The sequence below is a fragment of the Lachnospira pectinoschiza genome (assembly GCF_900103815.1).
Taxonomy (GTDB): Bacteria; Bacillota; Clostridia; order Lachnospirales; family Lachnospiraceae; genus Lachnospira; species Lachnospira pectinoschiza_B.
This window is the reverse complement of record NZ_FNHZ01000005.1, coordinates 14,877-26,788: the sequence shown is the minus strand read 5'-3', so window position 1 is coordinate 26,788 and position 11,912 is coordinate 14,877. Positions and strand designations below refer to the sequence as shown.

11 protein-coding genes are annotated in these 11,912 nt (G+C 35.8%); all 11 read right to left on the bottom strand.

The window, feature by feature from the left end:
* Positions 1-85: 85 nt before the first annotated feature.
* On the bottom strand, positions 86-943 hold the full coding sequence (gene nadC / locus BLQ66_RS08390; protein WP_027432211.1) for a carboxylating nicotinate-nucleotide diphosphorylase: 858 nt from the start codon (positions 941-943) through the stop codon (positions 86-88).
* Between the two features lie 15 nt (positions 944-958).
* On the bottom strand, positions 959-2,290 hold the full coding sequence (locus BLQ66_RS08385) for an L-aspartate oxidase (protein WP_074521764.1): 1,332 nt from the start codon (positions 2,288-2,290) through the stop codon (positions 959-961).
* A gap of 27 nt (positions 2,291-2,317) precedes the next feature.
* Positions 2,318-3,226, bottom strand: coding sequence for a quinolinate synthase NadA (gene nadA / locus BLQ66_RS08380; RefSeq protein ID WP_074521763.1), 909 nt, complete (start codon positions 3,224-3,226; stop codon positions 2,318-2,320).
* A 221-nt stretch (positions 3,227-3,447) separates the two neighbouring features.
* A complete protein-coding gene (locus BLQ66_RS08375; protein WP_074521762.1) occupies positions 3,448-4,095 on the bottom strand; it encodes a ribonuclease H1 domain-containing protein in 648 nt (215 codons plus the stop codon).
* A gap of 57 nt (positions 4,096-4,152) precedes the next feature.
* Positions 4,153-4,761: an HdeD family acid-resistance protein gene (locus tag BLQ66_RS08370; RefSeq protein ID WP_074521761.1), complete on the bottom strand. Its 609-nt coding sequence runs from the start codon at positions 4,759-4,761 to the stop codon at positions 4,153-4,155.
* A 61-nt stretch (positions 4,762-4,822) separates the two neighbouring features.
* Positions 4,823-5,272, bottom strand: coding sequence for a hypothetical protein (locus tag BLQ66_RS08365; protein ID WP_027432206.1), 450 nt, complete (start codon positions 5,270-5,272; stop codon positions 4,823-4,825).
* Between the two features lie 195 nt (positions 5,273-5,467).
* Entirely contained in the window at positions 5,468-6,538 is a 1,071-nt protein-coding gene (prfA, locus tag BLQ66_RS08360; RefSeq protein ID WP_074521881.1) for a peptide chain release factor 1, read from the bottom strand.
* A 94-nt stretch (positions 6,539-6,632) separates the two neighbouring features.
* Positions 6,633-7,499 (bottom strand): peptide chain release factor N(5)-glutamine methyltransferase, encoded by an 867-nt coding sequence (prmC, locus tag BLQ66_RS08355; protein ID WP_074521760.1) that lies wholly within the window; start codon positions 7,497-7,499, stop codon positions 6,633-6,635.
* Between the two features lie 75 nt (positions 7,500-7,574).
* Positions 7,575-9,131, bottom strand: coding sequence for a DUF1385 domain-containing protein (locus tag BLQ66_RS08350; RefSeq protein WP_074521759.1), 1,557 nt, complete (start codon positions 9,129-9,131; stop codon positions 7,575-7,577).
* A gap of 198 nt (positions 9,132-9,329) precedes the next feature.
* Positions 9,330-9,533, bottom strand: a complete 204-nt coding sequence (gene rpmE, locus BLQ66_RS08345) for a 50S ribosomal protein L31 (RefSeq protein WP_027432203.1) — start codon at positions 9,531-9,533, stop codon at positions 9,330-9,332.
* A gap of 433 nt (positions 9,534-9,966) precedes the next feature.
* A complete protein-coding gene (rho, locus tag BLQ66_RS08340; protein WP_330389839.1) occupies positions 9,967-11,826 on the bottom strand; it encodes a transcription termination factor Rho in 1,860 nt (619 codons plus the stop codon).
* Between the last annotated feature and the right edge of the window lie 86 nt (positions 11,827-11,912).

Below are 11,912 nucleotides of genomic sequence, written 5' to 3'. Positions count from 1 at the left end.
AATTATAATTAATTATCCCAAAATCTTCAACAAGGCTAATTATAAGGTTAAGACTTTTTCTAAAGTCTAGCTCATTTTCTAGATATTACTCTGTTGGATGAAGATTCTTTAAAGATAAATCCATAATTGGTGCTGAGTGAGTAAGGGCACCACTTGAAATGAAGTCTACCCCAAGGTCTGTAAGTCTTTCAATGTTTTCCTTTGTTACATTTCCAGAAACCTCAACCTCTGCCTTCTTATCAATAATCTTCATGGCCTTTTCCATATCTTCATGGCTCATATTATCAAGCATGATAATGTCTGCGCCAGCTTCAATAGCTTCCTTAACCATGTCAAGATTTTCAACTTCAACTTCAATCTTTCTTACAAATGGAGCGTATTCCTTAGCTGCAAGGATTGCTTCCTTTACGCCGCCTGCTGCCCCAATGTGATTATCCTTAAGTAAAACACCATCTGTTAGGTTGTATCTGTGGTTATTACCGCCGCCAACTCTTACAGAATATTTTTCAAAAATTCTATTGTTAGGGCTTGTCTTTCTTGTATCAAGTAACTTTGTCTTAGTACCTTTAAGTAGCGAAGCCACGCTATTAGTATAAGTTGCAATACCACTCATTCTCTGTAAATAGTTAAGGGCTGTTCTCTCGCCGCAAAGTAAAACTCTAATATCGCCATCAACCTGGCCGATCTTTTGTCCCTTAGTTACCTTGTCGCCATCCTCTACGCTAAAGCTAACTACTGTTTCAGGGTCAAGTAATTTAAAGGTTCTTTCAAAAACCTGAAGGCCGCAAATAACGCCCTCTTCCTTGGCAATTAAATCTACGCTACCCTGCTTCTTTGTTGGCATTACACTATTAGTTGTAACGTCTTCACTTGTAATATCTTCCTTTAACGCTCCTAAAATTAAAGGATCAACGTTAAGTCTTAATGTTACTTCATCAAACATAAATAATCTCCCATTCTAAGCTCTTAAAGCCTTATAAATTCTATTTTCCTCATCTATCTTATCTTTAACTAGTTTCTTGTAAGTCTCATTTAGAGCCTCTTCGTCCTTATACTTATCTAAATCCACCTCAGCAATAATCTTATCTGCGTTATTTACAATAAGACTTGCCTTAGAATCAAGCTCCTTGTTTGTCATATCAAGGGCTGCTCTTTTTGCAAATACAAGACTTTCAAGTAATGAGTTACTAGCTAGTCTATTTCTACCATGTACGCCGTTGCAAGCTGTCTCGCCTACAGCGTATAGATTTTCAAAATTAGTCTTAGATTCATAGTTAACCTTAATTCCACCCATGAAATAATGCTGAGCTGGAACTACTGGAATTGGCTCCTTAAATACGTCATAGCCTGCTTCCTTGCAGTGAGCAATAATATTAGGAAAATGTTCCTCTAGCTCTTTTTTAGGAATTGTACGTAGGTCTTCCCAAACGAATTCAGTTTTATCCTTTGCCATCTGCTTTTTAATTTCCTCTGTTAAAAGGTCACGAGGTAGCAATTCATTTACAAAACGATTGCCATTCTTATCATAAAGAAGGGCGCCCTCACCTCTTACAGATTCTGAAATTAGGAAGCTTCTTTCCTTGTCATCCTTTGAATAAAAGGTTGTTGGATGAATCTGCACGTAATTAATATTCTTTAATTCGATGCCATGTTTAAGGGCAATTGCAAGAGAATCTCCTGTAAGGTGCTTAAAGTTTGTTGAGTGCTTATAGATTCCACCAATTCCGCCTGTGGCAAGAATTACTGTCTCTGCCTCAACCTTTACAAGTTTCCCATTAGCGTCCTTAACTACTGCGCCAACACATACCTGATCTTTTTCAATAATATCAAGCATTCTTGTATTTTCATAAAATGTAACATTTGGCAATGTCTGAACTTTTCTTAAAAGTGTTGATGTAATTTCTTTACCTGTTACATCCTTATGATAAATGATTCTGTTAGTAGAGTGAGCGCCTTCCTTAGTGTAGGCAAGGTCTCCCTTCTCATCCTTATTAAAGTCTGCACCATATTCTAGTAGGTCCTCTACGACCTCAGGTGATGACTTAATCATGATTTCTACCGACTTCTTATCATTTTCATAATGACCAGCTTTTAGGGTGTCCTCAAAAAATGATTCGTAATCCGACTTGTCCTTTAACATGCACATTCCACCTTGAGCTAGGAAGGAATCTGAGCTTTCTAGGTCGGACTTAGTAATAATTGTAATCTTTTTGCTCGCTGGTAAATTAAGGGCTGCATATAGTCCTGAACATCCACATCCGACGATTAAAATATCTGTCTTGTTCTCCATAAATATACCCCTTTCTTTTATTAGCTCCTACTTGGCTGCAAGTTCAAGCATGCGCTCAAGTGGAACTAAGGCCTTAAGTCTTGTTTCATCATCTACAAAGACTTCGTTACAGTCCTCTTCTAGACAGGCTAAAACCTTCTCAAGAGTGACTTTCTTCATATTGATACAAATCTGATCTGGCTTTAATAAATATAACTTCTTATCAGGTGCCTTCTTCTTGATTTCTGCAAGTACACCATCAACTGTTCCAATAAGGAATTCTTCCTCATCAGAATTAACTACATAATTAATGATTCCTGATGTAGCTCCAATATAATCTGCCTCATCAAGAACATCCTTTGTACATTCTGGATGTGCTGCAAGCTTTGCATTAGGATGTGCCTTCTTAGCAGCTAATACATGTTCCTTAGTAATGTCTACATGTCTTGGGCAAAAACCATTATTAAGAATTACATTCTTTTCTGGAACCTGCTCAGCCACGAAACGACCTAGGTTCTGATCTGGAATAAAGAAAATGTTCTTATTAGGCAAGCTCTTAACAATCTTTACGGCATTAGAAGATGTGACACAGACATCAGAATATGTCTTTAGTTCTGCTGTTGAATTGATGTAACAGACTACAGCTAGATCATCGTACTCATCTCTCATCTTTAAAATCTCTTCCTTAGTAGCCATGTGAGCCATTGGACAGTCCGCTGATGCATCTGGCATAAAGACTCTCTTGTTAGGATTTAAAATCTTAGCACTTTCACCCATGAACTCTACACCTGCAAAGATTATTCTATCCTGGTCTACCTTAGTTGCTACCTTGCTTAAGTAAAATGAATCGCCAACGTAATCAGCTATCTCTTGAATTTCCTCGTCTACATAATAGTGAGCTAAAATTACGGCGTTCTTTTCCTCTTTAAGCTTTAAAATATCATCTACTATTGACATAAATCTCCCATCCGCAGTCCTTTCTTGCTTGTCAGTATAGTTATTAGTTAGGTTTCCTAATAACTATACCTAAAGCCCCGTTTAATCTGCTAATAACCTTAACGTTTTTTAAACGTTGTTATGACTATACCACTAAACTTTACAACTGACAAGACAGTTGTAAAGAAAAACTGTTAAGTGTGTAAAAAAAAATTTTAATGAGAGTAAAAAAAATGGGAATCCTATTGGATTCCCACTGCTGCTTTTGCTAGTCTATCGGCTTCTTCATTGCCTTCCACTCCGGAATGGCCTTTAACCTTGATAAAATGTATATCTATCTTATCTTTTACCGATTGAATATAGTCGTAATATTTAATTGTGCCGGTCTTGTTTCTCTTCCACTCTCCAAGAGCCCAGGCTCTAATTCCCATATAGTCAAAATAAATGTAGACTTCTGAAAGTCCAAGTTCTATAGCTTTCTTAATAGCTGCCATACTACCTAGGATTTCTCCTGATACATTTCGCATTGAAGCCATCTCTTTATCGCTTCCTGATCCTTGTAATACATACTTTTCCTTGCCTACTATTAAAAATCCACCATAGCCATAAACTCCAGTGGCAATATTAAAAGAGCCATCCACGAAGGCGTAATTGTCATCAATAGTCTCGGAACTTGTGACATTTTCATTATTAGCCTTATTAGAGCTAGGGGCTTTAGTGCCTGTCGCTGTCTCGTAGCCTATCTCCATAAAGGCCTTTGCCTCCTCTAGACTTGTAAAGCTCTTATATATTGCTCCCTTAAAGCCTGTAACCAAGGCCTTACATTCATCCCAACTTTCATAAATTCCAGGCTTTCTGCCTGCCTTTACTGCGTAATATTTCTTTGCCATATCTTTTCTAGTTAATAAAATTTCTAATGAATGTCAAGACTCGCTCGCGAGCCCTTCCTAGTTTGGTCTAAATTCATCCTTAACCTTATTAACTGCATCCTTTACTTCGTATTCTACTTGCTTTGCAATGGATGTGATTCTAAGGACTGAAACTAGATTTACAATGCCCTCATAAATTAAGATAACACCAATGAATACCATAAGTGTTGCACTTGTTGCAAAAGGATTAACTAAGGCTACTACCCCTAAAACTAGCATTAAAATTCCTGAGAGAATTTCAAGCCACCAAGAAGGGGAATTTAGTCTTTTTAATTCTATTGCATATTGAATCATTAACACACCATTAATCATAACAACTATAGAAAGAATTATACCAAAAAATGCTGCTATTTCCACAGGATTTATGATAAAAAATAGTCCTAAGAAAATAAGTGTTAAGCCCTGCACCAAACCAAAGGATGCAAAAATTACTGATTTATCTGTTCTAAAGTAAGTAATTACTCTTAGCACTCCCCATACTAAAAATAGTGCGCCAAATATTCTACAGATAACAATCTGAGCTCCCATAGGCTCAATAATTAAGTATACCCCCACAACTATTAACGCAATAGACAACAAAATTATTTCGTTAATTACTGTCTTGATTTTTTGTAAAATCTTGTCCATTAAATGCCTCCTTGAAATTAATTGTCTTTCTAGTTTTCTACTCTTGCAGAAATAATCTATGTTAAATTTTATTTCTACCTAATTTAACTAAGATAGCATTACGCTTCTTATTAATTAAAGATAGTTCTTGTCTTGCTGAGGAATCATCTCTTTTTTTCACGTCTTTAATAATATCCCCCAGTAGCTTTGATATAGGATTGATGCCAAGTTCCTTCGCTTTTTCATCCATTTCTTTGGCTGTATTTAGTGCCGCGCTAAATTGCACATTGGCCAGTCTTTGATCAAGCCTTGAAAAATCGTAGCTTTCAAGAAATGTCACTAGCTCTTTTATATATTGTTGCATGACTTTATCGGAGCCTATATCCATATCTTTAAATCTGGAATTTGAGATATCTGCTCCTAATCGTCTTAAATCACCTATATTCTTTTTTAGCATTTTATTCTGGATATGCCCCGTTATGTCTAAGGGCTTTTTTACGCCTCTATCCGTAACATTTCTATATAATGCCATAATTTTACCTCTTATGAATACTATAGGTATTATTTATATATTATACAAGAAATGAAGCCTGATAACAAGAAAGCAAAATCATAACAGTCAAAAAGCATGATATTAAAAAGCATGATATTAAAAAGCATGATATTAAAAAAGCTAGGTACTAAAGTACCTAGCTAAAGTCTTATCTAATTATTATTCTCTAAATTATTATTCGCCCATCTTAGCAAGCTTAGCTGCCTGATCTGCTGCGATACAAGCATCAATGATTTCCTGAATGTCACCATCCATAATCTTATCAAGCTTATAAAGTGTAAGACCGATTCTGTGGTCTGTAACTCTACCCTGTGGGAAGTTATAAGTTCTGATCTTCTCAGCTCTATCACCAGTACCAATCTGGCTACGTCTAGCATCTGCTTCAGCATCATGAGCCTTCTGTGTTTCTAAGTCGTATAACTTAGCACGAAGTAAGGCAAAAGCCTTCTCCTTATTCTGAATCTGAGACTTTTCAGTCTGAGAATAAATAACAATACCTGTAGGATAATGTGTTAAACGTACAGCTGAATCAGTTGTATTGACACACTGACCACCGTTACCAGAAGCACGCATAACATCAATTCTAATATCCTTCTCATTAATCTGAATATCAACTTCTTCAGCCTCTGGCATACATGCTACAGATGCAGTTGAAGTCTGGATTCTACCATTAGATTCTGTAACTGGAACTCTCTGAACTCTATGAACACCTGATTCATACTTCATAATTGAGTAAGCACCCTGGCCCTTAACCATAAATTCGATTTCTTTAAGGCCGCCGATACCTGTTTCATCACCTGATAAAACCTCAACCTTCCAGCCCTTAGACTCAACATAATGAGTATACATACGGAATAATTCTGCTGCGAAAAGTGCTGCTTCTTCACCACCGGCACCAGCTCTAATTTCCATAATGATATCCTTATCATCGTTAGGGTCCTTAGGAAGAAGTAAAATCTTAAGCTCAGTCTCAAGTTCTGCGATTCTAGCCTTAGATTCTGCTAATTCTTCCTTAGCTAAATCCTTTAATTCTTCATCTGATTCTTCATCAAGAATAGCTAAGCTATCCTCAACATTCTGCTTATTAGTTTTATATTCTGTATATGCAGAAATGATAGGAGTAAGATTAGCCTGCTCCTTCATTAACTTTCTAAACTTAGCCTGATCATTAACTACATCAGGGTTTGCAAGTTCTGCATTAATATCTTCATATCTATTAACTGTATCTTCAAGTCTATCAAACATATCCATAAGATTAACCTAACCTTTCAATAACCTAATTTAACTCACACGAATATTTATTCTAACATTAGTAAAGAAACTATGCAAGATGTTTTAGTTAGAGGCCATCCTCAAGTTTACCAATCACTACTCTATCAAGTCCTGAAAGGTCTTTATAAACTTCTATATTTACAAAGCCCTTAGAAGCCATAATATCCCTTACTTCCTCTGCCTGGTCACTACCGATTTCGTAAGCAAGATATCCATCCTTTTTTAGAAAATGTATCGCTTCCTCAGTAATCTTCTTATAAAACTTTAGTCCATCACTGCTGCCATCTAGGGCAATATATGGGTCGTGTAGCTTAACTTCCTTATCAAGCTCCTCTATTACTGCAGTCTTAATATAAGGAGGATTTGAAACAATGATGTCAAAAGAATTTCTTAAATTATCATTTAAGTTTTCAAAAAGGTCACTTTGCATAATGTCTACGGCATCTGCCCCAAGCTTTGCCTTATTGGCCCTTGCTACTTTAAGTGCTTCCTCTGATATATCAACTCCTAAAAAATATGCTTCTTCTCTAGTAAGTCTAGACTCTAGGGCAATTGTCTCAATAATACAACCTGAGCCTGTGCACATATCTAAAATGTGGTCGCCTCTCTTAACTAACTTAAGCACTCGCTCCACTAAATTTTCTGTGTCGTATCTTGGAATAAGCACACTACTATTTACATTGAATTCGCGGCCGTAAAAGTAGGCGATTCCTGTTATATGTTGTAAGGGTTCATGGCTAGCTCTTCTATTTATTAGGGCTTCATATCTTAACTTTGTCTCTTCATCTATGCTTTCTTCTCTTTTTAAAAAGAAGTCAGTTGATGAGATATTAAGGCAATGAAGCATTAATTCTTTAGCGTCATAGCTAGCATTTTCAATATTAGCTGCTTCTAATATTATACTGGCATTAAGAATCTCTTCCCTTATAGTCATATTTATCCTTTCTATCAAAAAGGACTGTAAAAAATATATACAGTCCTTTTGTTAATTCGTAATTTAATTATTCACTTAATCTCTATGTCTTGTCTTAAAAGCTGGCATTTCAACTTCTTCTGACTCAGCCTTAGCTTCGATTTCTTCTACTTCTTCAAACTCAAAGCCTGCATCATCATCATCTTCTGATAAATCTTCAATAGCTAAATCAAGGTCGCCCTCTGCATCAGCTGATACTTCTTCAAATTCAAAGGAATCATCCTCTAGGGCTGTTTCTGAAGTCTCGTTAGTGCTTACATTTTCAAAAGAATCCTTAGCTGGAACTTCTTCTACTTCTTCAAATACGAAGTCGTCTTCAATAGAAGCTTCAGTATCTTCTGCTAGTTCTTCTAAAGGCTTAGTTACTGTAGTAAAGTTAGCACTTTCATAATTACCTGCGCTGTGATTAGCTGGTTTACCCTCAGCTTCTTCAAGCTCATTAATTGTCTCATAAACAGACTCTAAGCTATCGCCTTGCTGTGCGGCCTCAAATTCCTTAGCAGCCTTAATATACTTCTCTTCCGCTGTTAATTCCTTCTCGTCCTCTTCTTTATTCTCAACAACGATAGAACGTGTAGTTCTATGTCTCTTTCCAACCTGAGCTGCTGAAATTGAAAGCTCTCTTTCAGAATTCTCAATATCTTCCACGAGATTTTCTGAACCTTCATAATACTCTTCAACTAAGAACTTCTCCCAATCAAATACCTTCTCCACTGCCTTAATAGCAACTTCGATCATATCCATATCAGGTTCCTTAGTTGTAAGTCTCTGAAGCCACATACCTGGCTTACTCAAAGCTCTTGTAAACTTATTGTCATTCTTTCCAGCCCACATGATTAATTCATAAGAAAGGCCAGCAATTAAAGGGATTAAAAGTACACGGATAATAATCTGTGCTGCTGTATTCTCCACTCTAATAAAGATAAATAAAACAATACTAATAAACATTACAATAAATAGGAAACTTGTTCCACATCTCTTGTGATATCTAGAACTGTTCTTAACATTCTCTGGTGTAAGTCTTGCACCATGCTCGATACAGTTAATACACTTATGCTCTGCGCCGTGATACATAAAGGTTCTCTTAATGTCACTTAGCTGAGAAATTAACACAAGGTAGAGAATAAAAATCAATACTCTTACAATGCCTTCAAAGAAGTTTAATAAGCCCTTTGAAGCCACATAATTTGACAATAATCTCGATACTGCAAATGGTAGAATCATAAATAAGCCAACAGCTAAGAAAATAGATATAATAACTGTTACTGCCATAAGGATAGATTCAAACTTATCCTTAAAAATATTCTTACCAATCTCATCAATCTTTGTCTTTTCCTGTTCTGATGGATCTTCGTAAAATGTTGATGAATAGTTAATTACACTTATTCCTGTAAATAACGAATCAAAGAAGTTAAAGATACCTCTAATTACTGGGTAGTTTAACCATTTATATTTCTGTGTGGTCATCTTGCAATCTTTTACAATGACTTCAATTTCCTGGTCTGGCTTTCTGACTGCAACGGAATACTTATCCTTGTTGCGCATCATAATACCCTCTATGACTGCCTGACCACCAATGCCTGACAATTTCATTATCTAGTCCTCCAAATATTCTAGCTATCTATTATAAGCTAACATTAGCTAAAATTTATTCAATAACAAACATACTTATAATAACATTAGTTAGAGGCTTTAATCAAGCCTAAGAAAAGCCATCCCTGTGAATAGTCCTAAACTTTTTATAAACTAAAAAAGATTGAGGCATACACCTCAATCTTTAATATTTTAATATTAGTTGTTAACACCATACTTCTTGTTGAACTTATCGATACGTCCACGAGCTGATGCTGCCTTCTGCTGACCTGTGTAGAATGGATGACACTTAGAACAAATTTCTACGTGGATCTCTTCCTTTGTTGAACCTGTTACGAATTCGTTACCACAGTTGCAAACAACCTTAGCCTGGTAATACTCTGGATGGATACCTTCTCTCATGATTTCACCTCTTTACAATTAAGAATAATTTATCTAATAATTGGTTATCGACTGATAGCATGTTGCCATGCGATAACTTGCATCGAATGATAACTTTGTATACAACGATAACTTAGTATCTATCGATAAACAGCTTTTATATTCTATCATACAGATATTAGTTATGCAAGTATTTTTTCTATCTATTCTATAGCATAAATAAGCAAGAAATACCACTATCAGCGCCTGTTTTTATTTATTGTTTAGGATAAAATACAATCTAAAATTTCTTTTTAGGTCTATTTTTACTTGGATTTACAGATACATTTGTCAAGACTCGCTCGCGAGTCTTGCGCGCCGGATTCGGGTCTGCTTAAGCAGACAAATTCCTGTCCGAATCAGTGCGCATCCTCGCGGAGCATTTAACTCAGTCGGAGCTTGTACTCCGACTGAGTTAAACATATCTTTCTTTAATAACTCTATTAATAAAGTCTGCGTTATTTCTAGTCTTAGTAAATAGGTCAATAACTCTTTCAGCGGATTCTTCTGCTCTGCTGCCATTTAAGCCCTTACGCATAATATTAACTGCCTCAAGCTCATCATTATCAAGCAATAAATCCTCACGTCTTGTACTAGACTTAATAACGTCGATGGCTGGGAAAATTCTTCTTTCAGATAACTTTCTATCAAGAACTAATTCCATGTTACCTGTTCCCTTAAACTCTTCAAATACAACATCATCCATCTTACTTCCTGTATCTACAAGGGCTGTTGCAAGAATTGTTAAGCTTCCGCCTTCTCTCATATTTCTAGCTGCACCAAAGAACTTCTTTGGCATATGAAGAGCGGCTGGGTCTAAACCACCTGATAAAGTACGGCCAGAGGCCTGTACTGTTAAGTTATAAGCTCTTGCAAGTCTTGTAATACTATCAAGTAAGATAATTACATCCTGCTTTTGCTCAACTAATCTCTTAGCTCTTTCAATAACCATTTCTGAAACTCTTCTATGATTATCTGGCTGTTCATCAAATGTAGAATAAATAACCTCTACATTATCACCAGCAATAGATTCCTTCATATCTGTAACTTCTTCTGGTCTTTCATCAATAAGTAGGATGATTAAATGCATTTCTGGATTGTTTCTTACAACTGCCTTAGCAATCTGCTTTAAAAGTGTTGTCTTACCTGACTTAGGCTGAGAAACAATCATACCTCTCTGGCCCTTACCAATTGGGCTGATTAAATCTACCATTCTCATAGCTAATGAGCTTGAACCCTGCTCTAAATGGATTCTTTCATTAGGGAAAATTGGTGTTAATTTCTCAAAAGCAACTCTTTCCTGTGCTACGCTTGGATCTAATCCATTAACTGAAATTAAATACTGTAGGGCCTTAAATTTATCAGTTGTTGACTTTAACTTACATGGACCAACAACAATATCACCTGTCTTTAAGTTAAACTTTCTAATCTGAGTTGGTGATACATAAACATCGTCGTCACCTGGAAGGAAATTCTCACATCTAACAAAGCCGTATCCATCATTTAAAACTTCAAGGATACCATTAGCTAATGTTTCATCTGCTTCTAATTTAATATCTGTATTAACTACAGCCTTATTATGATTCTCATATCTTTGTGTATTGTCTTGTCTTTGATTATCATATCTTGATGTATTATCTTGTCTTTGATTATCATATCTTGTTGTATTATCTTGTCTTTGGTTATCGTATCTAGAATAATTGTCCTGTCTTTGATTATCATATCTTGATGTATTATCTTGTCTTTGATTATCATATCTTGTTGTATTATCTTGTCTTTGATTATCGTATCTAGAATAATTGTCCTGTCTTTGATTGTCGTATTGTGGACTCTTATAATAACTCTTTCTTGGACTTCTTTGAGCATCCTTTGCAACATATCTTGTAATGTGCTTTTCTTCCTTAGCTACAGGCTTACTTTCTGCTTCCTGTGCCGGTGTAATATATCTTTCGTAGCGCTCGTAACGCTGCTGCTGCGTTTCATTTTTCAAAAGATCTGTAACTGCATCTCCATCGTAATCTTCTGTACTTGTGGAAATGTCTTCGCCTTCAGTTTTTGTTTTGCTTTCCGTAACCACTGTCTTAGACTTTCTAGTCTTTTTAACTCCATCATAGTTTGAAACTAGATTCTCAACTCTTGAATCTGACTGTGCAGTTTCCGTTAAAATATCAACTAAGGCACCTTTTTTTAATGTAGATACATTTTTTATTCCTAAATCCTTAGCGATCTGTTTTAAGGAAACCAAAGAAAGTTCTTCTAACTTTTCTTTCACCATAAAACCTCTCTTTCGATTGAAAATTTATAATAATAAAGGCAAAAATGCCAATTCACCCTATAACTTACAAAGTTCTTTAATTAGCT

Coding starts and splice junctions, on each gene's coding strand:
- prmC (WP_074521760.1), bottom strand. CDS start 7,499: ATGACTATAAGGGAAGAGATTCTTAATGCCAGTATAATATTAGAAGCA.
- BLQ66_RS08385 (WP_074521764.1), bottom strand. CDS start 2,290: ATGGAGAACAAGACAGATATTTTAATCGTCGGATGTGGATGTTCAGGA.
- nadC (WP_027432211.1), bottom strand. CDS start 943: ATGTTTGATGAAGTAACATTAAGACTTAACGTTGATCCTTTAATTTTA.
- nadA (WP_074521763.1), bottom strand. CDS start 3,226: ATGTCAATAGTAGATGATATTTTAAAGCTTAAAGAGGAAAAGAACGCC.
- prfA (WP_074521881.1), bottom strand. CDS start 6,538: ATGTTTGATAGACTTGAAGATACAGTTAATAGATATGAAGATATTAAT.
- BLQ66_RS08375 (WP_074521762.1), bottom strand. CDS start 4,095: ATGGCAAAGAAATATTACGCAGTAAAGGCAGGCAGAAAGCCTGGAATT.
- rho (WP_330389839.1), bottom strand. CDS start 11,826: ATGGTGAAAGAAAAGTTAGAAGAACTTTCTTTGGTTTCCTTAAAACAG.
- BLQ66_RS08370 (WP_074521761.1), bottom strand. CDS start 4,761: ATGGACAAGATTTTACAAAAAATCAAGACAGTAATTAACGAAATAATT.
- BLQ66_RS08350 (WP_074521759.1), bottom strand. CDS start 9,131: ATGAAATTGTCAGGCATTGGTGGTCAGGCAGTCATAGAGGGTATTATG.
- rpmE (WP_027432203.1), bottom strand. CDS start 9,533: ATGAGAGAAGGTATCCATCCAGAGTATTACCAGGCTAAGGTTGTTTGC.
- BLQ66_RS08365 (WP_027432206.1), bottom strand. CDS start 5,272: ATGGCATTATATAGAAATGTTACGGATAGAGGCGTAAAAAAGCCCTTA.